Genomic DNA, 20,216 nt, shown 5'->3' on the forward strand with positions numbered 1-20,216 from the left:
GGAAGGAGCAGAATTTTCGATGAGATTGTCTAGAGGGATGAGTTCTCTCGTTTTACTTCTTGCTGTAAGCACCAGTGTCTCGGTTGCGGCAGAACTCGGGGCGCTGTCAGGTGCCGGCATCAATCCAGCCGTGATTGGGATGAATCAGCCGCCGCAGGATATTACGGTGGAACGCATCGCACGTTTGCCGGTAGTGCAGCGCGCAGCCTGGGTGGCCTATCTGCATCACTCGGAAGAACAGCGCAAGGTCGATAAGGCGAAGCTTGCCGCTGAGCGTACACCCGGTGTGCCGATTCCAGAGATGCCCAAAGAAAACCCTGGCGCGCGCAGCATGCCGCTTCACCAGGAGGCTGCATGGTATGGCTCGCCGGAGGCGCGGCATATCGCTGATGTCATTCTTAGCTTTCAGACTCCGGCGGGAGGCTGGAGCAAGAACCTCGACATGAGCGGGGCGCCACGGGCGAAGGGGCAAAGCTATACTCCGGACAACCTGTCGAAGCATCTGAGCGAAGCGGACTTCGATGCTCCCAAAGAGCCGCAGTGGAACTATGTGGGCACACTCGATAACGATGCGACGGTAACGGAGCTGCGCTTTCTCGCGCTCGTTGCCGGCCAAGCTGGAGACGCGGCCGCGCGGTATCGCGAGAGCTTTTTGCGGGGCGTTCGCTACCTGCTGAATGCGCAGTTTCCCAACGGAGGCTGGCCGCAGGTATGGCCGCTCGAGGGTGGATACCATGATGCGATTACGTATAACGACAATGCTGTCACGCAGACCGCTGATTTGATGACGACGGTCGCGGCGGGTGAGGGAGATTATGCCTTTGTTCCTGCGAACCTTCGAGCGGAAGCGGATAAAAGTGCCAGGCATGCTCTGCAGTGCATTCTGGATACACAGCTTAAGGTCAAGGGTAAGCGCGCGGGGTGGGCCCAGCAGCAGGACGCGCTTACCTTTGAGCCGGAGTCGGGAAGAAACTACGAGCCTGCGTCGCTGGCGTCTTCTGAGAGTGCCGATGTCCTGCTGTATCTCATGGCTTTGCCGAATCCTTCGAAGGCCGTTGTCACTGCGGTGGAGGGTGGGATTCAATGGCTTACGAGTGCGGAGATTCAGGGCCAGGAGTGGACCTCGAAGACCGCGCCGGGCGGGCGCACTCTCGTGGCTAAGCCGGGGGCGGGGCCTTTGTGGGCCCGGTACTATGACCTCGCAACGGATCGTCCGGTCTTTGGCGATAGAGATAAGACTCTTCACGATGACGTCAACGATCTCTCGCGGGAACGGCGCAATGGATATAGCTGGTTCAACGAAAGTCCTGCAAAGGCGCTGACTGCGTATAAGACGTGGAGCGCCAAATCTATTCCTGCAACAGAGGTGCTCAAAAAATGATGTCGATTTATTCCAATCGCAGGCTCTTTCTTGCTCGTGCTGCTGCCGCGGCTTCCGTGTTGGCTCTGCCGTTACGGGCTTCGTTTGGGCAGGGGACTTCAAGTTCTATGCCACGTCCGAAGTTTCCGGATGCCGATGCGCGCTGGCAGCGTACGTGGGATGCGGCGCTTGCGATGCTGGCGGAGAACATCAAAGTTGTTCCGCGTTACGATCAGCCTGTTCTGCTGGAAGGCAGTGTCTATCCCGGCGTGTGGCAGGAGTGTGCGCCGCAGGAGGGCCTGGTGTATGGCAGACTGAGCCGTTACATCGACACGAAGCAAGGGCAGGTGACGCCGCTTCAGGTTGCGCGCAACAACCACATGGCCTTCTTCACGCTGCAGAAAGAGGATGGGCAGCTTCCGGCTTGCGTGAAGATGAGCGCGACAGGATATGGGCAGATCCAGATGGTTGTCCCTATCGCCGCGACGGCGTGGGAGCTGTCGCAGATGACGAAGGACGAAGAGTTTCTTCAGACTGCGTACAAGGCTTGCTCGCGTTGGGATGCCTGGCTGCGGCAGTTCAGGGACACGCGAAAGACGGGTCTGGTCGAAGGTTTCTGCGTCTACGACACGGGACACGACAACAGTCCGCGCTGGACGGGAACGCCGAAGCAGTGTCCGAAGGCTGACGCGCATCTCTACGATCACAGCGTCGATACACTGCCGCGTCTCTGCCCGGATCTTTCTGCTACTACCTATGGAGGCCGCGTGGCGCTTGTGGCGATGGCCACAGCCCTTGGCAAGAAAGACGAGGCAGCCCGCTGGCAGGAGGATGCGGAGACGATTCGGCGGCTCATCATCGACAAGCTCTACGATCCGCAGGACGCTGCGTTCTACGATCTTGATGCGCAGGGCAAGTTCGTTCGCGTGAGGTCGGACGTCATCAGCCGTGTGCTTGGTGAGCATGTGCTGAAGCTCTCCGATCGCAAGGACAAGGCGATCTTCGAAGCCGTATGGACGCGTCAGATTCACAACCCCAAGGCGTTCTGGGCGCCGTTTCCGCTGACGTCGATCGCGCAGGACGATCCGGCTTTTGTGCGGCCGATCCCGCGTAACAGCTGGGGTGGAGCGTCCCAGGCGCTGACGGCGCTTCGTGCTCCGCGCTGGATGACGCACTACGGCAAGGCGAAGGAGCAGGCCCACATGATGTATCAGTGGTGCGAGGCCATCAGCCGGCATACGGAGTTCCGCCAGCAGATGGACCCGCTGACAGGCGAGTTTACACGTGTCGATCCCAGCGGGTATTCACCGGCTGCGCTTGTCTACCTTGATTTCATTACGCGGTTGTCGAAGTCGTCGGGACATCAAGAAAAGTGATTCCAGATCTAGAGGCGGCTTGAGATTGGCGGTTGGAGCTAGTGTCTTTAATCCATTGAAGAGTGGGCCGTTCCGAATAGCGCGAAGCGCAAACCGTGGCGCTTTAGCGTCGCGGGGCGGAGGGAGCCGTAGCCTTTAGGCTACGGAATCATGGGCTAAGTAAGAATTGGGCTTTAGCCCCGGGTCTTTTGTTCGCAGCCGAAAGAAGGCCCGGGCCTAAAGGCCACATCTTTGCTAGGCCTCTATTTCCGTAGCCTAAAGGCTACGGCTCCCTCCGTCTCCCTGACGCTAAAGCATCAGGGAACACGCTTCGCGCTATGGATGGCCACTAGCGTGATCAGCAGAATGAGAGGCTTTTTCGAGGAGTCACTGCAACTGGATTTCAGTGGCTCCTTATGGACGAAAGTTCATCGCCTGTGAAGAGCGTACCCCGTAGAAAAACGGCGTTGATGCGACGAGTGTTGGAGATGTTTTCCAAAGGATTCGCGTCGAGAAGTACGAGGTCTGCGATCTTTCCACGTTCAATGGTGCCCACGCTCTTCGATACGCCCATGAACTGTGCAGCATCCCGTGTTGCGGACTGAATGGCTTGAAGAGGCGTCAACCCAGCCTGCACGAGAAGTTCGAGTTCACTATGCAGAGCTTCTCCTCCCTGGGGATAAGGTCCGTCTGTTCCGGCAAGAATGGGGACGCCGGCTTTCTTCATCTCGCCGACGACCTCCAGGTCCTTTGCGAAGATTCTCTTTCCAGACTCCAGATCGCGATCGTTCAACTTGTCCCCATCTTTGTTGCTTGCCCATAGGGTGTTCAGGACATAAAGCGTTGGTGTTTGTGCAACCCCATGAGCCGCGTAGAGACGATAGAGGCGCTGAGCTTTATCCTCACTAAAAGTGGAGAGAAGCCTATCGTCGAATTCGGCTTTAAATTGGGGTTCGCTTGCCTGACGTTTTTCTTTCATCGCGGTTAGGAGTTCGTCATAGGTTTTCTTCGTTTCCGCATTGAACGATTCCTCGTCGCTGGAACAGGTGATAAGAACATTGAGAAATCTTCCACCTAGATGTTCGACGTTCTTCTGATTCGCCTGCGCGATGCTTCCGGCGGAGATCTCTGCCGGGATGTGGCCAACGAGCGGAAGCCCCTGATTCTTTGCCTCCTCTGCAATAGCCCAGTACAACTCCGGAGTCAGGCTCGTATCGACTTCAACATAATCGACTCCGCGTTGTTTTAAAGTTCTGACCTCATCGCGTGCCTGCTTCTCATCGAATAGATCGACGATGAGTGACATTTGGACGGGAACCGGTCCCTCCAATAGGGGGCCTGCAATGAAGAGACGTGGACCGATGAGAGCCCCGGAGGCCGTCGCGGTTCGAAGCCGCACAATATCATCCAGCGGCGCACCCATATCGCGGACGGTAGTGATCCCGTAGGAGATCAGAGATAAAAGAGGCGCCTTTGACTGATCGAAGGCCGGTCCATGCAGGTCGTTGTTCCAGAGCCCTGGGATCAGGAATTTTCCGGTACCGTCAACGATCTTTGTTCCCTGGGGTTGTCGCTTGTGGCTGCTGGTAATTGCCACGATCTTCGCCCCTTGCACCACAACAGTCGTGTCGCGCCTGGGAGCATGGTCAGTGCCATCGATGAGCGTGACATTTTCAATGGCAATTCGGCTCTGTGCAGATGCAGGAAGGAGCAAGGACGCAGAAAGGGCAAGAAGCAGGAGGCTTCGCATTCTGTGTCATACGCGATGAATCTGTATTCGGTTCCGCAGAAGTCCTTATCGTTAGTGAGATGAAAGCCACAAGACCTCGGCAAGGTAAGCTTGCCGAGGTCTTGAGATGTAAATAAGGCTGCTTGGAGGATGGAGCAGGTTAGAAGAGAATCTTGACGGCGAACTGGAGCTGCCGTGCAGGATAGTTGGAGGTGATTGCCCCGTAGCCACCATCGGTTCTGTTTCCGTCCGGCGCCTGATAGTTCACCTGGTTCAGCGCGTTGAAGGCTTCCGCGCGGAAATCAAGTTTTGTATCGTTCGCCCACAGATTGAACGCCTTGTGGAGCCCCAGATCGAGCTGCGAGAAACCGGGCGCTCGGACGGAGTTTCTGCCGGTGTTACCGAGAGGCCGGCTTGGATCCATGGGTAGCGCTACGGTGTTGAGATTGAGATATCCATTGAGAGCAGAGGTTGTCTTCATCCATTTTGAGGAAGGGTTCACAGGGTTGCCGATGGTGTTGGGTCGTTGAGCATAGAGCGTGCCCGAGGAAGCCGCACCTGCCGTAAGTGCGAAAGCGTCGGAGGCAAGGTTGCCCAGTTTGTAGCCACCGGCGGAGTAGGTGATGTTTATGGGAAGACCGCTGGTTGCCGTGTTGATCGCGGTAAACTGCCAGTCTCCCAGGATGCCACGGACGATGTGATTCGCATTGCCGCCGAAGCGCTTTCCGCGTCCGTAGGGCAGATCGTAGACGAGCGAGGTGGTGTCGTTGATCGGTTGATCGTAGCCGGAGCGGCCGCGGTCGTAGTTCGGGTCCTTGTAGGTCAGGAAGTTGGTGTCGCCGTTGTTGTTTTCGAGCGTGCCGGAGGCGTTGTCGATGGCGTGTGACCAGGTAAACGAGTTGAGCAGATAGAGGCCATACGAGTAGCGGTGTTCGAGTTTGACCTGAAGCGCGTGGTAGATGCTGTCACCCGCGCCGAAGGCGATTTCGATTCCGGCAAAGCTCTGAATAGGACGCCGTTTCTGCACCGTCAAGCAAGTGGCTGTGTTGGCCGATTGGCAGGTAGAAGCCTGCGGATTGGCTTCGTTGTAGTCCGCCAGGGTGGGCAGGTGTTTTCCTGAGACTCCTACGTAAGCGATATCGAGCAGCGTGTTTTTGGTGAGCTGCTGCTGTACGGTCACGTGCCAGCTTTCGGCGTAGCCGTTGGGATCGTTCGCGGGCTCGTAGTGCGGCTGGGCCAGCAGTGGGTTGAAGTTAGAGGGATCGGTGAAGCCGTTGGCATAACCCTGCATCGTGGTGCGGAAGCAGGAGGCGGGATTCTGCGAGAGGCTGGTGCAGAGCGGCTGCCCGTTGGCGGCCAGGGGCGCGATCTGGTTTACCTGCGCGTCGAAGGTGAAGGGAGCGTTATAGACCAGCAGGTTCTCTCCGCCTTCGCGAACGAAGTGGGTATAGCTGATGCCGTAGCCTGCGCGAACTACCGTGGTGGGTTGTGCCTGGAACGAGAAGCCGACGCGGGGCGCGAAGTTGTTCTTCTGCATGTTGACCAGCGCGCGGTTATAGATTGAGCCGGGGGATGCGGTGATCAGCTTGCCTGTCGAGGGGGATGTGGCGGGGTCGAAGTTGGCGAGCTGGTTGTTGGCTTCCCACTCCGGTGTTCCCAGCTCATAGCGAAGACCGACGTTGACCGTCAGCTTGTGGTTCAGACGCAGATCGTCTTGTCCGTACCACTGGTGCAGGCGCTGCTGAATGCTGACCAGGTGAGTGTTGTTCAGCTCATAGTGGCTGCGCGCGCCGAAGAAGAAGTCCGTCAGGGCGATGGCTTCGTTCGTCACCGTACCGCTGAGCCCGGCAGGTGTGGGCGTTCCCATGGGAGGCGTGCTGAAGGCGCCGGAGTAGGTGTCATTACCGTACTTCGGATGGAAGTCATCGTCGGCAACAGAGATGTGCTGATACTCATAGCCGAACTTTAAGCTGTGCGCGGCGCGCAGCATGGAGTAGTTGACCTTGGGGTTGATGACGAAGGGATTCTGTACGTTGGGGCTTGTCGTCTGGCGGCCAAAGCTGCTGAAGTTATTCACGGCCTGTGAGTTCAGCGGGCCAACGACGCGCGGATCGGTCGGGATATTGGGAATGCCGGCTTCGGCGAGGAAGCTGGGCTGGCCGATGTTGGGCGGCACCTTGCTTCCGTTGACCTTGCTGATGCCGACGCGAGCGTCGAGCAGGGAGTTATTGCTTACGGTGTAGGTGATGCCGAAGGCTTCCTGCTGATCGAAGATCGTCACGATACTGTTGGAGTTTCCGCCGTCGGGGCCGGGGATGTTGGGAGGATCGAAGATATCGACGTTGCGCTGGCTGAAGCGAAAGAACGCGTTCAGCTTTGGGGTGAAGTAGCCATCGTAACGGGCATCACCCTTGTTGTCGTTGAGCGAGCCGCGGGGTAGAGAGACATAGTTGTTGGAGGCGCCCGGAACATTAGTGGCAGGTAGAGCGCCCATCACCAGTGTCGCCAACGGATTGATCAACGAGGTGGGCACCTGGGCGAACTTTGTGACCGGATCCACCTGATAGATCTCTCCGGTATAGGGATTCATCACAGGAGTGGGGAAGCGTCCGAGCCGCTGGTTCGCGTCCGGAATCGTCGCGGTGGCCAGGCTTCGTGTGACGCGCCGCTCTCCTTCGTAGTCGAGGAAGAAGAACTGCTTGTTGCGCAGGAAGGGGGTCTTGATTGGGCCGCCGAAGGTTCCGCCGAACTGGTTCTGCTGATAGGTCGGCTTCTGGGTGTGCCCGGTCAGCGCGTTGACCGGCGGCAGAAAGGGGCCGATGGCATTCAGCGAGGTGTTGCGGAGGTACTCCCATGCGGCGCCGTGGAAGTGGCTGGTTCCGCTGCGGGTGGTTGCGTTGACGACAGCTCCGGTTACGCGGCCATACTCGGCGCTGTAGTTATCGGTCATCACCTTGAACTCGCTGAGTGCATCCGGTGAGGGTTGGATGGTCTGGTTCGAGAAGCCCTGGTTGTCTGTTCCGTAGAGGTTGTTATCCAGACCGTCGAGGATGAAGTTGTTCTGTTCGCTGCGCTGTCCGTTGACGTTGAAGGAGGAATCGCGGTTCGAAAGGGTCTGGTTCTCAAGGACAGACTTTCTGACGCCCGGAACCAGCAGCGCAAGATCGGCGTAGGAGCGGCCGTTGAGCGGAAGATTGACGATCTCGTGCTGGCCGATGACCTCGCCGCGATCGCTGGTATCTGTCTCGAGCATGCTCTCGGCGCCGGTTACGGTGACGCTCTCGCTGGCTCCGCCTACATCCATCGTGACGTCGACGCGCTGGCGCGCTGCTACCGCGACGGTTACATGGTCGACGTGCGCGGTCTTGAAGCCTGTGAGTTCGGCGGTCAGGTTATAGTCGCCCGGCTGGACGGAGGCGAACTCATAGTCGCCCTGGCCGTTGGTGACGGCGGTCTGCTGGGTGCGGGTAGCTATATTCGTCAGCACTACCGTGCTCTTGGGAAGGAAGGCGCCGCTGCGGTCTCTTAGGGTTCCAAGCACGCTGGCGGAATCGAACTGTGCCATCGCCTGACCTGCGGCGAGCAGAAAAAGAATGGCGATGAGCAACGAGGAATAGCCGAAAAATCGGGAACGACGCGCGGCGAGTCGTGTTGTCGGACTGGCGGAACGAGGCAGGGAAAAACGGAACATGGTTGAGATTCTCCTGATCTTTCGTTGAATGTAGGGGTGATCAGGATGATGGTGAGGTAAGGGGCGGTCAGCGCATAGGTGGTACCCCGGGGTAGAGAAGAAGATTGCAAATTTTGATGGCGGAAGACGCCTGTTTTGCTGGGAATAACAGCTTGATTCATGCCGCAGGAACTTTGTGTTCACTGTAATTTCACGCTTGAAAAATCAAGCCTACCCTGTGATATTCCACCGTTGAGGGATTGTGGATAGGACTGCTTAACGTTCACATTCTATTGATGAAAGGCTCTTATCTTCGGGTGAAGCCCCGGTTTAATCGATTTTCTTGGTAGTACTCGCATACCGCAGTTGTTCACTGCGAGTAATCCGGGCAGAACGGGCCTATGAAGGATCGCAGTTCCTACAAACCGTCGAACCCTGGACTATCGAAAGATGCACGCTGGCTTCTTGCACAGCGGCTTGTGGCGAATAAGAACTTTGCCAAGTCCCCCTTTCTTACTAACTTTCTTCTGTATGTGTGCGACCGCGAGCTCAGTGGGCGCGCCGATGAGATCACTGAGTACCAGATCGGGATTCAGGCCTTTGGCCGGCCGGTGGATTACAACCCGGGTGTCGACAATGTCGTTCGCAACTATGCCCGTGTGCTGCGCAAGCGGCTGGACCAGTACTTCGAGACGGATGGAAAGAATGAGCCGATCCGGATCAGCATTCCTGTAGGCCGCTATGTCCCCATCTTTCACGAGAGCGCGCAGGCAGCTGGCGATGGAATGCCTGTGCAACCGCCGCAAGCTCCAAGAGAAGAAGTTGAGATAAAGAAGCAGGTTCAGGAGAAGGCAGGGAATCCGAGCATGCCGGAGAGGCGAGGTTCGCACAGACTCCTGCTCGGAGTAGTGTTCGCTCTTGTGGGAGCAGTCCTGGTCATCGGATTTTTGGGAATCCACTTCTTCAAGCGAAGGCCTGCGACGCTCTCGCATCAGCTCTGGACGCAACTCTTCCGCAAGGACAGGCAGACGCTGGTTGTCCCAGCCGACAGCGGTCTTGGAATTCTTGAAAACCTTACCCGGCGACCTGTTCGGCTCTCCGAATATGTCACTGGCTCGTATCTCTCCCATGAAGATGCCATGGATCATGTGGATGCGAATAACCTGAACGATCTTCGCAACCAGCGATATACCAGTGTGGCCGATCTGAACATTGCGTTGAGCCTGTCTCACGTGCCGGAGTTGGTCCAGGAGTTGTTCGCGATTCGATATGCTCGCGATCTCAGAATGGATGACCTGAAGCAATCGAATGTCATTCTTCTGGGCTCGGTCCATACGAATCCCTGGGTCGAGCTCTTCGAGAAGAAGTTGAACTTTGCGTTGCAGTACAGCTCAGAGGTCGATGATTCGATTGTTGTGAATCGGCGCCCTGGGACAGGGGAGAGTGCGGTCTATCAGAACGGGCACGCCGAAGACCCGCAGCGGACGTATGCCATCGTTGCGTTTGTCCCCAGCCTGGATGGAAAAGGGCATGCGCTTCTGCTGGAAGGGCTCAATATGGCGGGGACGCAGGCCGCTTCCGATTTCTTTCTCAGCGAGAAAGCGATGGAGCCCATCCTGCAGAAAGCGCGAGGTTCGGATGGATCGATTCGTCCCTTCGAGATATTGCTTGAGACGAGCAGCATAGGAGCGAATGCTCCTGAGTCTCGGGTGATTGCTGAGAGATATGCGGACGGTATTTATTAGAGAGTTGAAGTTGTGTGGTGAGTCGTTAAACCGCGATGCTCGAGCCTCGCAGGGTGATGGAGCCGTAGCCTTTAGGACGCGGAGTCGAAGGACCCCGAGGGTTGCAATCTTGCCCAAGCCTTTTGCACCTTTTCGACCTCGAGCGCTCGAGCCTGGACTCTCGTGCTGGAAAAGGTCCCAACATCACGGGTGAGATCAAGTCCCTCGGGGTCCTTCGACTCCGCACCTCGCAAAGACGCGAGGCACTCCGCTCAGGATGACGATTCTGTGGGGGGGAATAAGCTATGTGAGTAAAGTCGACCCCAGGGGGTTACTTCAGCTCAAAGATGCTGTCGATCTCGACCGGAATGCCCATCGGCAAGGTGTGGACTCCGAGGGCGCTGCGCGCGGGGAGCTTGTCCGGTCCGAACAGGGCGAGCAAGAGATCGCTGGCGCCATTCGCTACCTTGGGGTGCTGCGTGAAGGATGAATCCGCGCGGACGTAAACAGTCAATCGGCTGCACCGATCGATCTTGTCCAGGCCATGTGCCTGGTTGACGCAGGACAGGATCATCAGCATGGTCAGGCGCGCTGCCTCTTGCGCTCTCTCCAGTGAGATGTCTCCGCCAACTACACCTATAATCGGCTTGCCGTTTTCGAACGGTCCGAGTCCAGAGACGTAGAGCTGGCTTCCTGAAATCGAAACCGTTTTATAAGAGCCGAGAGGGTCGATAGGGGCTGGCAATTCCAGGCCGAGTTGTGTGAGGCGATCGGTGAAGTTCATAGTTTCTCTCTTCAGCGTATCAAGATTGCAGGGCATTTTATTCATCATGCGAGTCGCTCAGATAAGCAGTGTCGCCAGGGAGCAGCAGATTCCTTTTCCACCCCAGAGAGCAAAGAACGCTCTCTGGGGGCCCGGCCTTCGGGAATGACAAGCAAGAAAAGCAAAAGCCGAAGGCCCGAGGCTATAGCAGGCGCTGCGAGCTGCGAATCCACAATAACCATTGTGATAGCTTGATAGTTAATATCAAGAGTTGAGCCCGGCTCAACGCCAACCTGCTTCCGGGCAAGGTGGAGCTCCCATTGCAGGAGGGAAGATATGGCCGATCTGGCAACACCGGTTTTTATCTCATCGCGTCCACCTATGAGCCATAGAGGGATTTGAGACGTAATGAGTAAAGAAAACATCAATATTGTTCAGCAGTTTGCGAGTGATAACTATTCGGGTATCTGTCCCGAGGCTTTGTCTGCCATGCAGGATGCGAACTTCGGGCATGCCTCTTCTTACGGTGATGATGCCTGGACCGGACGAGCTGCTAATGCCTTCCGTCAACTCTTTGAGACTGATTGTGAAGTCTTCTTTGTGTTCAACGGCACGGCGGCTAACTCGCTTGCGCTGGCCTCGCTCTGCCAGTCCTACCATGGGGTCATCTGTGCCGATTCGGCGCACGTGGAGACGGACGAATGCGGTGCTCCCGAATTCTTTTCCAATGGTTCAAAGCTGCTGGTGGCTCACTCCGCAGATGGCAAGCTGACGCCGGACTCCATTCATGAGCTGGCGACGAAGCGTCAGGATATCCACTATCCAAAGCCGCGGGTCGTTACGATGACACAGCCGACAGAGACGGGGCGGGTCTACACGACAGAAGAGGTGCAGGCGATCTCTGCAGCGTGTAAGGCGCATGGTCTCTCGCTGCATATGGATGGCGCCCGTTTTGCGAATGCCTGCGCCAAGCTCGAGCAGTCGCCGGCGGAGCTTACGTGGAGGAGTGGCGTCGATGTTCTGTGTTTCGGCGGAACGAAGAATGGGATGGCTGTTGGCGAGGCCGTGATCTTCTTCGATCGCAAGCTTGCTGCTGATTTTGATTACCGCTGCAAGCAGGCCGGGCAGCTTGCTTCCAAGATGCGCTTTTTGACTGCACCTTGGGTAGGCCTGCTCGAGAGCGGAGCCTGGTTGACTAATGCGGCGCATGCCAATCGGTGCGCTGCGTACTTTGCGGAACAGATCGCAACGATTCCAGGGGTTACCATCGTCTCTGCCGTTGATGCCAATGCCGTCTTCGTTCATGCCTCTGAGGGAATCCTGGAGCCATTGCAAAAGCGTGGCTGGAAGTTCTATACCTTCATTGGCGGCGCCGCGCGCTTCATGTTCTCCTGGGACGCGGATCTGGCCCGGATCGATGAGCTCGTGCGTGACCTGCAGGAGTGCGCTCTTTCGGCAAAAGACGCGCTCGTCTAGAAGACCTAGGCAGCAGATTTTCTGCAGGGAATAAAACAAAGGCAAAGGGGTTCTAATAAAGGAGATTCCGGGCTGAGGCTCGGCAAGGCTTATGATCGAATCGCATATGACAAAAGCTCAGACCCGCCGCAACTTCCTTCGGACTGCGCCCCTCGCCGCAGTCACGCTTCCACTGGCAGGCACGCTGTTCTCTGCGTCTTCTGCGCTTGCTGAGACGGGACAGTCTACCGATGAGAAATCGCAGGCGACCTTCCAGCTGTTTCCGGCAGCAACGATCGACGAGATGGTAAAGGGATTGCAAGCTGCGCCCGCCGCTAAAGACATCGTCAGCGCGAAAGGGCTGGCTGTGTCGATGACGGTGAGTGCGGAGGAGAAGAAGATCGCGAAGGAGTTCGAGTTCCATGAACATCGCGATCATGTCTTCCAGGTGCTGGATGGCGCGACTGTCTACGAGGTTGGCGGATCGCCCCAGAACGCGCGCCAGACCAAGCCCGGTGAGTGGCTCGCTCCGCACTCGGAAGGGTTTACTTCGATCGCCCTCAAGAAGGGGGACATGCTGGTTGTCCCACGGATGACGCCGCATAGACGTGTAACTGAAATGGGCGTGAGCCTGTTGTTGATCAACGCCACGACGCCTGCCTAGCAGAGTCAACAGATTTATCGCCTTCTCCAACTCCGGTTGTTGCACGGAGTGTAACCCTTAACCGATTTACAGTACCTGTACCAAGGAGCCACGTCATGCGTTTCGCATCCGCTATTTTTTCTACGATTATTCTGGCAACCGCCGTCTCCGCCCAGGCCCCTTCGGCCGACCACACCAGCGAACTCAAGAACGGAAGCGGAAGCGTTCTCGGCAAGGTAACGGTGACCGGCACTCCTCGTGGCGTGCTTTTGCGCATTGAGGCCAAGGGACTGACTCCGGGCTGGCATGGCATGCACTTTCATGAAAAGGGCGATTGCGGCGATGCGATGTTCAAAGGCGCGGGCGCTCACGTTCATGCCAAGACGCCGGTTGTCCATGGGCTTCTGAACGCCGATGCGAATGACGCTGGAGATCTTCCCAACCTTTTTGTGGCTGCGGATGGAACCGCGACGGTAGAGCTTTATTCGACACTGGTCACGCTTAAGGGTGGCGACGAACGTCCGGCTCTTCTCGATGCCGACGGCTCGTCGTTGATCATCCATGCCAATCCAGATGATTACCAGTCTCAGCCGATTGGCGGTGCCGGTGGGCGCGTGGCCTGCGCTGTAATTCGGTAAGCAGCTACTGGCTGTAGTCAGTAGAATGTTGGCCATGAGACAAAGGATGCGGTCAGGGCTGCTTGCTCTACTGCTGGTATGGGTATGCTCTTTAGGGCTGCGGGCTGAGAAGGTTGCGACTTTGCCCGCGCCCAAGAGCTACGTCAACGACTACGCCGGTGTGCTGAGCGATGCGACGAAGACGCAGACCGAAGCGATCTGCCGCGAGGTGCACGACAAGACCAAGGCGCAGATCTTTGTGGTGACCATCCACACGCTTGGGGACGAGTCGAAGGAGCAGTTCGCCAACGATCTGTTTCACAAGTGGAAGATCGGAGAGAAGAAGACAGACCGCGGCCTGTTGCTTCTGTTTTCGATTGACGACCACAAGTGGCGGATCGAGGTGGGGTACGGCTTCGAAGGGATTCTGAACGACGCCAAGGTGGGAGATATTGGCCGGGAGATGGTCCCGGCCCTGAAGCAGAAGGACTACGACGGGGCGATCGTGCTGGGCGTACAGCGGGTCGCGAAGGTGGTTGCCGACGATGCGAACGTTACATTGGACACGCTAACACCCTCGGATCCCTCCGGCGATACGACTTCAACTCCTTCTTCTGAGGTGCTTCCTCCCGTGAGCCCTCCGAAGCCATGGTGGCAGAGGGTCAACTGGTTCGCATGTCTTGTGCTCTTCTTCCTATGCCTCTATTTCTGGCACTGGATTAGACGTATGGGACGACGTCTAGCTTCCACCAGACCCCGATCAGGCCTCGGCAATACCAGCTCTGGATCGAATTACACCCGTTCTGGAGCAGGCTTCATCAGTAGCAATTCTGGATCAAACTTTAGCGATAGCAGTTCTGGATCGAGCTTCAGCGATAGTGGCTCAAGCAGCTCCGACAGTGGCAGCAGCAGTGATAGCTTCAGCGGGGGCGATGGGGGCGACTCCGGCGGCGGGGGAGCGGGCGGGGATTGGTAGCAAGACTATGTCGTGGCGTAAGTACAATTAGCCCTGTGATGAGTTCGATCTCAAACAACCTTGCCAAACCCTGGTGTTACCTGCTCACTCTGCTACTAAGCATTCCATGCCTGAGTGCTCAGCAAGACGGTCCAAAGAACTTGAATGGGCGAAGAAAGGGATTGCCCATAGCATTTGAGACGGTGTATTCATCTTCAGGTCGCACAATAAATGCTGGCAATCGTCTGATCACGCAAATCGGGATCAGGTAAACAACATCATCCGGTTGGTATGAATCAAAGAATCAGGAGATCTTATGAACAAAATTCGCAAAGCTTTGGCCCTATCGATTGTTGCTGCTACCCTCAGCGGAGGAGCGGCTTTCGCTCAGGATCATCATGACGACCGTCACGACGACCACCACGATAACCACGCCTATGTCCAGCATAAGGAGTGGAGAAAAGGCGCGCGCATGAATCATGACGATTGGAATCGCGGCGAACGCGTTGATTATCACCAGTACCACCTGAGTGCACCGCGGCCGGGCTACGAATGGCGCCAGGTGGATGGTAACTATGTGATGGCTGCTATTGCGACTGGCGTGATCGCTTCAGTGATCGTTGCTTCCGCCGCACACTAAGCCTTACCGAAGATTTAATCAGGTATCTGGATAAAGATATCTGGGGTAACGACAATGCCGGGGCAACTGCCCCGGCATTGTCGTTTCGATAGAGATATATGTTGCGCAGAGGAAGATTTGGCGTGCCCGACGGAAACAAGGCAGGCCCTAACCTTCACCTCTTGATACTCTCCCAGGCGGAGAGGCTAAGCAACGTCAAGGCCAGCGAATTTGACGTACGACCCGCACTCCCGGACCTGCACGGAAGAGATAGTATGTGTGTTGGTCCGTTGCTCTGTTATACGGTGAGACCACCATACGTTGCGAACCAACTAGAACTGTTATCTAACAATGGGGCTGGAAGCGTAACAGGTTTTCCATCCTGTGTGCTATACGCAACAAATACATCAGAAGTGTGGATTAAAAGTCTTTATTATGCGGTGTTTAGTCAATCGTCTGCCGAGCAGAGGCAAGAGCGGCAATCATTCATTAAGTTTCGTATAAGCAACGAAATTAATGAGTTGTCGGTTTTTAACTGATCCTCCTCTAGTCTCTGCTCAGCGCACATTCGCGCTAAAGGAGACACAATGTTCAATAGCAATGTCCGTAAGTCTGTTTTGGCGCTTATTCTTCTCGCTCTGGTTATGCCAATGGGTAGAGCGTTTGCTCAATCTGCTCCATCCACCACCAAGCCGTCCGCATCTGCCCCTGTTGTAGGTGGCACCGATCCCGAACCGCAGGTTGTGGGTGGTACCGATCCTGAACCGCAGATTAATACCATGCAAATGATCCTCATTCTGCTGCATTTGGCATAAGATGATTGCAGCCTATTCTCGGGAGCGGTCGCCCAATTGGAGAGATTTGAATGCAGTTGACAGGCATCGATCTCGTATTTTGGGCGGCCGGCTTCTTGGCGCATGCAGTACTGCTGGTGGTGCTGTGGACTCGTCACCGTGCAACTGTTTTTCCGTTTTTTACTACGCTGATTACTGAATACGTAGTGAGAACGATTACCCTCTATTTCATCGTCCATTACGGGACCAAGCATCAGTATCTTCTCGCTTACTTATCGCTTGGTACGGTAGATTTGGCTTTACAGCTTTGCGTAGTATACGAGCTGGCCTCACATATCTTTCGTCCCCTAGGCAAATGGGCTCCAGACGTACGAGGCAGTTTCGGGTGGCTGATCGGCGGCAGCATCATCATTGCATCGGCGCTTACCTGGCTCACGGCTCCTCCTGCTAATTCCTGGATGCGAGCGGTGCTCATCCGGGGAAATTTCTTTTCTTCGGTGCTGATGAGTGAACTCTTCGTTGGAATGATTGCACTTTCGGCGACGGTAGGGCTTCCATGGAAGACTCATGTCGCCAGGATCTCGCAGGGCCTTGGGCTCTACTCGATCATTGGAATATTGACCGAGGCAGGGCATAGTTACCTGGGAATGGATCATCACGCACGAATGTCTGCCAATTTGTCTTATATTCGTATATCGTCTTATTTGGCCTGCCAAGTGTACTGGATCATCATGCTTTGGCGCGAGGCTCCAGCATCCCTGGAGCTGCCGGAAGAGATGCGGGAACAACTCGCTGCTTTGCAGCGAAGAGTTGAATATGACCTCCGTGAGCTGAGGAGTTGGAGACCATGATGAACGCAAGCGCCATTCCCTTTTTCAGTGCAGTCGCAGTCTTTCTTGTCGCTCTGACTGCAACCGCAGCGCATTTCTATCGCCGTCGCCCGAAGTCGAAGTCTCCTTATGGAAATTGGGAGAGCCTGCTGGCCCGCTTCACTTCAGTCGATCGCGAGAGCATCACCTTGATCGCGTTGGATCTTGTCGATGAGTCGGGTGACCCGAGGCATGGAGGGGATGACATCATTCTCGATCCCTCTTGCATCTCGCCCCTGATTGGTGGGCTGGATGGCCTTGAGGTGCTGAAGCGAAATTGTGCCGTGTTGATCGATCTCGCTTTTTACGTACAGCAGTGGTATCCCGAAGCTCTGGTCGTCGCAGAGCAGCTGCGTATGAATGCCAGAGAGATTGAATGGCACATCGATCGCCTGAGAGGGGCCGCGAAGATAGGGAAGCTTGAGTCTGTCTTCCCAGAGTATGGACAGCGTGTCATTGCGACCTACTACCTCATGACTCGTCACGTGCTTGAACTCTATGAAATCGGCAATTTCCCGGGTCTCGCCGATTTACAGAGAGCTCTATAGCTTTCGTTTCGATCGATGATGGTGGGACCTATCGGGGTGATAGCGATAGGTCGCGCTTACAGCGCCCTGCCTGGAACGCATCACAGCCCAGGGCGAAGCCCTGGGCTGTGATGGGGTGCCGCGTGCTGCTTCTGGCTAAGCTATTCTCTATGCACTAGTCGCGCATTGCCTGGAACACTCGTTCAGGCGAGACGCCGGGAGAAGATTCCAGCGACTGTGCCAATGACTTCAACTTCGTGCTTATAGCGCAATCGTTTGTTGGTTTCGAAGGACAGCATGTGGGGTACCAGCGTCAACCACTCAGACAGCTTGTCAAGATCGCAGAAGCCGCAGAGATAACCCGTTCGTGTGAATAAAAAATAAATGGGGCGGTTGAACTCGTTGGTCCAGTCCCTCCTGCTGCCAATCGCACGCTTCTGCGTGTCGATCAAGACAATCGATCCCGGGAGAATCATCGGATCCATGGTGCGGTCCCGTTGGCCGATGATCCCGCGCCGGTAATGGATCGGCATCACTGTTTTGTCGGGAGGAAGAAGCATGGTGTCCTGGGGCGGAGGATCGGTCACTAATGTTTCAGGAAGCAAGAGTCTGGCATGCTCCTCCAGAGGACCTTCCAGCAACAGATGAGTCGAATTCGGACTGGAGGCAGGAGCGAGCTGGGGGGTGGCGGGCTCGTTTGTTTCCGGATAAAGCGCCAGGATCTGATCGGTCTTCAGACCGTAGATGTGCGCCAGAACAATCAGCTTAGTCGCGGATAATCCGCGATTTTCACGCTCTATCCGATCGAGCCAACTGGCTGAGATACGGTACGCAGAGTTGTTCGACTGCTGCGCGAGCGCGCCGCTGCGTTCTTCGACTTCTCTCAAGGTAAGACCCCATTGATTGCGGGCCGAACGAAGTTTAACGCCTATTCCATCCATGTATCACCTCTCCGGAAACGCAACCGGGGATGATTCATCTTCCATGTTGTTCGTTGCAATGACAATCCACTTTGCGAAGCAGATGCCATCCAAACAGGGAAGACTGACCACCGTAGAATTCACGAATTTCACTCCTGGGAAATAGCCCAAAGATATCAATCAGTTCAAGAAAACCGGATTGCCGTTTTTGTTTCAGTTGGGAGCAGTGTAGCGCATGTGACGGTGTTATGGCGTTCTGCGTTCTCTTTTCGCCTCCCTTGAGAACGCTTCCGGTTGTAGCACAGGATGATAAAGCTGCCTGACCACACGCAAAGCGAAGCGGGTGAGAATCTGTATTCTCACCCGCTTCACTTTGGCCGTTACACTGCTCGTTGCACAGTACCTGCTCCTCGCGATGACAGGTGCAGATCGTTAGAACGACTCTCCGACCAGTTCTTCGCTCTTCTTCCAGAGCGCCGCAGCATTCTTGGGATCGAGCGCATACCCTCGTACTCCCTCGCTGGCGGGGCTGATCATTACGTCATCCGCTACAGCCTTGCCAACGTGGCAGTTCTCGCAGTATTGTCCGCCCATCTCTTCTGCCGGAGCGACGATGCCTGCCCAGACCGAGGTTGCCGCGCCCTGGGGGACTGTCTTGAATTCGAAAGGTCCCTTGCCTTCCGCTGCAAGCTGCTGATTTATGTGATCGAGCATTGCCTCAAGGCTACCTGGCTCCATGTGGCGGCCCAGCTCCGTATAGATGCCGCCGGGATGGACGGCTGCCGCGCGTACGCCCCGCTCCTTATGCCGGCGGTCAAACTCGACGGAGAACAGGATGTTTGCCGTCTTTGAGCGACCGTAGGCGACGAAGGGTTCATAGGGTGTGCGCTCGAAGTTCGGGTCGTCGAGGTCGACGTTCGAGAAGCGATGACCGGAAGAGGCGAGGTTGATCAGGCGCCCACCTGCACGGAGCAGCGGCGCGATCCGATTGATGAAGACAAAGTGGCCCAGGTGATTGGTGCCGAACTGTGTCTCAAAACCGTCTGCAGTATGGCCGAACGGCGTCGCCATGACTCCGGCATTGGCGATGATCACGTCGAAGGGTTCACCCTTTGCCAGCAGCGCGTCGGCGCTTGCACGAACGCTCTTGAGGTTGGAGAGATCGAGCTCAATGAGCTCGAAGCTTCCGCCGTGGGCTGCGGCATCCTCTCGAACCTGAGTGGTGGCGGCTTCTGCTTTCTTCAGGTCCCGCGCCGCACCGACCACATGCGCTCCATGGGCAGCGAGCGTGCGCGCGGTTTCCACGCCGATTCCGGCGGAGACACCTGTAACCAGTATGCGTTTGCCGTCGAGCTTTACGCCTGACAGCACATCTTCCGTTGTTGAGGTCGCACCGAATACATTCGCCATTTTCTTCTCCTGGTTCTTCTTCTGGGTTTTGTGGAACACTTCAAGAGGGCTGCGCAGGTTCTTCGCGCCAAACAGCCCTTGCTAAAATAAAGCGGAGAGTCTCTCCGTAATAGTAGATAACCGGAGGCTCTCTCCGGTTGCAAATATTTTGACATGGCTACGAAACGTTCAGAGTCCGTACCTCGAAGACCGCGCGCCGATGCGCAGCGCAATCGCGAACGCATTCTGGAGGTGGCCAAAGAAGCCTTTACCCGTTCGGGCGCGGACACCAGCCTGGACGATATCGCGAAGCAGGCAGGGGTTGGAGCGGGAACCCTCTACCGTCATTTTCCGACACGTGACGCTCTGCTGGAGGCGGTGTATCGGACCGAGGTAGAGAAGCTGGCGGCAGCAGAGAAAGAGTTTGCCAGGACCATGCCACCGGTCGAGGCCTTGCGCGCCTGGATGTTGCTGTTCGTCGACTACATCGCGGCGAAGCAGCTCATCGCGCCGGCTCTCAATACGGTTGTGGGTGGGCCGTCCAAGCTGTATGAGGCAACTACCGGGTTGGTCGTAGGAGCGATTACAGCGCTGGTCGAGCGCGCGATCGAGACCGGCGAGATACGCCTGGATCTAGAGCCAATGGATTTGCTTCGTGCTCTGGTCGGCGTCTCCTATGTGGCGTCCACTCCGGATTGGCCGCAGAGCGCGAAAAGGCTCGTGGAGATTCTGATTCTGGGGTCACGGTCGACTGTCTAAGTCGTTCGCTGTGGCGACCGCGCGATTACCTGGGAGGTAATTGCGAGCTATTTCGAGAGGGGCGATAT

17 protein-coding genes and 1 riboswitch are annotated in these 20,216 nt (G+C 56.3%); of the genes, 12 read left to right on the plus strand and 5 right to left on the minus strand.

The genetic code is table 11. From position 1 onward, the window contains the following. Positions 1-37 precede the first annotated feature (37 nt). Both pelA and ACIX8_RS11610 read left to right on the plus strand, forming a co-directional pair. Positions 38-1,381 (plus strand): pectate lyase, encoded by a 1,344-nt coding sequence (gene pelA / locus ACIX8_RS11605; RefSeq protein ID WP_044176611.1) that lies wholly within the window; start codon positions 38-40, stop codon positions 1,379-1,381. Continuing rightward, the gene (locus ACIX8_RS11610; RefSeq protein ID WP_014265530.1) at positions 1,378-2,736 is read left to right on the plus strand and encodes an MGH1-like glycoside hydrolase domain-containing protein; all 1,359 of its coding nucleotides are present in this window, start codon (positions 1,378-1,380) and stop codon (positions 2,734-2,736) included. Before pelA ends, ACIX8_RS11610 begins: the two co-directional genes overlap by 4 nt. Positions 2,737-3,118: 382 nt before the next feature. Here the strand turns inward: ACIX8_RS11610 and ACIX8_RS11615 are convergent, their stop codons facing one another. Next, the gene (locus tag ACIX8_RS11615; RefSeq protein ID WP_014265531.1) at positions 3,119-4,465 is read right to left on the minus strand and encodes an amidohydrolase family protein; all 1,347 of its coding nucleotides are present in this window, start codon (positions 4,463-4,465) and stop codon (positions 3,119-3,121) included. A 139-nt stretch (positions 4,466-4,604) separates the two neighbouring features. Further along, the gene (locus tag ACIX8_RS11620; protein ID WP_014265532.1) at positions 4,605-8,135 is read right to left on the minus strand and encodes a TonB-dependent receptor; all 3,531 of its coding nucleotides are present in this window, start codon (positions 8,133-8,135) and stop codon (positions 4,605-4,607) included. Between the two features lie 380 nt (positions 8,136-8,515). Here ACIX8_RS11620 and ACIX8_RS11625 point away from each other — a divergent pair, with 380 nt between their 5' ends. Beyond that, positions 8,516-9,859 (plus strand): hypothetical protein, encoded by a 1,344-nt coding sequence (locus tag ACIX8_RS11625; protein WP_014265533.1) that lies wholly within the window; start codon positions 8,516-8,518, stop codon positions 9,857-9,859. 310 nt (positions 9,860-10,169) lie between these two features. Here the strand turns inward: ACIX8_RS11625 and ACIX8_RS11630 are convergent, their stop codons facing one another. Next, a complete protein-coding gene (locus tag ACIX8_RS11630; protein WP_044176613.1) occupies positions 10,170-10,622 on the minus strand; it encodes a RidA family protein in 453 nt (150 codons plus the stop codon). A 235-nt stretch (positions 10,623-10,857) separates the two neighbouring features. Continuing rightward, positions 10,858-10,967, plus strand: a riboswitch (SAM-I-IV-variant riboswitch). Positions 10,968-11,009: 42 nt separating this feature from the next. Here ACIX8_RS11630 and ACIX8_RS11635 point away from each other — a divergent pair. The 8 genes from ACIX8_RS11635 to ACIX8_RS11670 all read left to right on the plus strand — a co-directional run bounded on the left by ACIX8_RS11635 (position 11,010) and on the right by ACIX8_RS11670 (position 17,101). Further along, complete coding sequence (locus tag ACIX8_RS11635; RefSeq protein WP_014265535.1) at positions 11,010-12,077, plus strand: threonine aldolase family protein; 1,068 nt, start codon at positions 11,010-11,012, stop codon at positions 12,075-12,077. A 91-nt stretch (positions 12,078-12,168) separates the two neighbouring features. Then, positions 12,169-12,720, plus strand: coding sequence for a cupin domain-containing protein (locus ACIX8_RS11640; RefSeq protein WP_014265536.1), 552 nt, complete (start codon positions 12,169-12,171; stop codon positions 12,718-12,720). A 95-nt stretch (positions 12,721-12,815) separates the two neighbouring features. Further along, the gene (sodC, locus tag ACIX8_RS11645; protein ID WP_014265537.1) at positions 12,816-13,337 is read left to right on the plus strand and encodes a superoxide dismutase[Cu-Zn]; all 522 of its coding nucleotides are present in this window, start codon (positions 12,816-12,818) and stop codon (positions 13,335-13,337) included. Between the two features lie 34 nt (positions 13,338-13,371). Next, positions 13,372-14,292, plus strand: a complete 921-nt coding sequence (locus tag ACIX8_RS24560) for a TPM domain-containing protein (RefSeq protein ID WP_223295523.1) — start codon at positions 13,372-13,374, stop codon at positions 14,290-14,292. Between the two features lie 295 nt (positions 14,293-14,587). After that, positions 14,588-14,911: an RcnB family protein gene (locus ACIX8_RS11655; RefSeq protein WP_014265539.1), complete on the plus strand. Its 324-nt coding sequence runs from the start codon at positions 14,588-14,590 to the stop codon at positions 14,909-14,911. A 566-nt stretch (positions 14,912-15,477) separates the two neighbouring features. Further along, the gene (locus ACIX8_RS11660) at positions 15,478-15,705 is read left to right on the plus strand and encodes a hypothetical protein (RefSeq protein ID WP_014265540.1); all 228 of its coding nucleotides are present in this window, start codon (positions 15,478-15,480) and stop codon (positions 15,703-15,705) included. A 50-nt stretch (positions 15,706-15,755) separates the two neighbouring features. Further along, positions 15,756-16,535, plus strand: a complete 780-nt coding sequence (locus ACIX8_RS11665; RefSeq protein ID WP_014265541.1) for a hypothetical protein — start codon at positions 15,756-15,758, stop codon at positions 16,533-16,535. Beyond that, the gene (locus ACIX8_RS11670) at positions 16,532-17,101 is read left to right on the plus strand and encodes a hypothetical protein (RefSeq protein ID WP_014265542.1); all 570 of its coding nucleotides are present in this window, start codon (positions 16,532-16,534) and stop codon (positions 17,099-17,101) included. The genes ACIX8_RS11665 and ACIX8_RS11670 overlap by 4 nt, the downstream gene beginning before the upstream one ends. Positions 17,102-17,283: 182 nt before the next feature. Here the strand turns inward: ACIX8_RS11670 and ACIX8_RS11675 are convergent, their stop codons facing one another. Further along, the gene (locus ACIX8_RS11675) at positions 17,284-18,021 is read right to left on the minus strand and encodes a helix-turn-helix domain-containing protein (protein WP_014265543.1); all 738 of its coding nucleotides are present in this window, start codon (positions 18,019-18,021) and stop codon (positions 17,284-17,286) included. A 411-nt stretch (positions 18,022-18,432) separates the two neighbouring features. Continuing rightward, positions 18,433-19,410, minus strand: coding sequence for an SDR family NAD(P)-dependent oxidoreductase (locus ACIX8_RS11680; RefSeq protein ID WP_014265544.1), 978 nt, complete (start codon positions 19,408-19,410; stop codon positions 18,433-18,435). Positions 19,411-19,563: 153 nt separating this feature from the next. Here ACIX8_RS11680 and ACIX8_RS11685 point away from each other — a divergent pair, with 153 nt between their 5' ends. After that, a complete protein-coding gene (locus tag ACIX8_RS11685) occupies positions 19,564-20,148 on the plus strand; it encodes a TetR/AcrR family transcriptional regulator (protein WP_014265545.1) in 585 nt (194 codons plus the stop codon). Positions 20,149-20,216: the final 68 nt, after the last annotated feature.

The organism is Granulicella mallensis MP5ACTX8 (assembly GCF_000178955.2).
GTDB lineage: Bacteria > Acidobacteriota > Terriglobia > Terriglobales > Acidobacteriaceae > Granulicella > Granulicella mallensis.

Excerpts from the sequence above, each read along its gene's own strand:
- ACIX8_RS11640 (WP_014265536.1), top strand. The coding sequence starts at position 12,169 with ATGATCGAATCGCATATGACAAAAGCTCAGACCCGCCGCAACTTCCTT.
- ACIX8_RS11655 (WP_014265539.1), top strand. The coding sequence starts at position 14,588 with ATGAACAAAATTCGCAAAGCTTTGGCCCTATCGATTGTTGCTGCTACC.
- sodC (WP_014265537.1), top strand. The coding sequence starts at position 12,816 with ATGCGTTTCGCATCCGCTATTTTTTCTACGATTATTCTGGCAACCGCC.
- ACIX8_RS11670 (WP_014265542.1), top strand. The coding sequence starts at position 16,532 with ATGATGAACGCAAGCGCCATTCCCTTTTTCAGTGCAGTCGCAGTCTTT.
- ACIX8_RS24560 (WP_223295523.1), top strand. The coding sequence starts at position 13,372 with ATGAGACAAAGGATGCGGTCAGGGCTGCTTGCTCTACTGCTGGTATGG.
- pelA (WP_044176611.1), top strand. The coding sequence starts at position 38 with ATGAGTTCTCTCGTTTTACTTCTTGCTGTAAGCACCAGTGTCTCGGTT.
- ACIX8_RS11620 (WP_014265532.1), bottom strand. The coding sequence starts at position 8,135 with ATGTTCCGTTTTTCCCTGCCTCGTTCCGCCAGTCCGACAACACGACTC.
- ACIX8_RS11680 (WP_014265544.1), bottom strand. The coding sequence starts at position 19,410 with ATGGCGAATGTATTCGGTGCGACCTCAACAACGGAAGATGTGCTGTCA.
- ACIX8_RS11625 (WP_014265533.1), top strand. The coding sequence starts at position 8,516 with ATGAAGGATCGCAGTTCCTACAAACCGTCGAACCCTGGACTATCGAAA.
- ACIX8_RS11610 (WP_014265530.1), top strand. The coding sequence starts at position 1,378 with ATGATGTCGATTTATTCCAATCGCAGGCTCTTTCTTGCTCGTGCTGCT.
- ACIX8_RS11630 (WP_044176613.1), bottom strand. The coding sequence starts at position 10,622 with ATGAACTTCACCGATCGCCTCACACAACTCGGCCTGGAATTGCCAGCC.
- ACIX8_RS11665 (WP_014265541.1), top strand. The coding sequence starts at position 15,756 with ATGCAGTTGACAGGCATCGATCTCGTATTTTGGGCGGCCGGCTTCTTG.
- ACIX8_RS11675 (WP_014265543.1), bottom strand. The coding sequence starts at position 18,021 with ATGGATGGAATAGGCGTTAAACTTCGTTCGGCCCGCAATCAATGGGGT.
- ACIX8_RS11635 (WP_014265535.1), top strand. The coding sequence starts at position 11,010 with ATGAGTAAAGAAAACATCAATATTGTTCAGCAGTTTGCGAGTGATAAC.
- ACIX8_RS11660 (WP_014265540.1), top strand. The coding sequence starts at position 15,478 with ATGTTCAATAGCAATGTCCGTAAGTCTGTTTTGGCGCTTATTCTTCTC.
- ACIX8_RS11685 (WP_014265545.1), top strand. The coding sequence starts at position 19,564 with ATGGCTACGAAACGTTCAGAGTCCGTACCTCGAAGACCGCGCGCCGAT.
- ACIX8_RS11615 (WP_014265531.1), bottom strand. The coding sequence starts at position 4,465 with ATGCGAAGCCTCCTGCTTCTTGCCCTTTCTGCGTCCTTGCTCCTTCCT.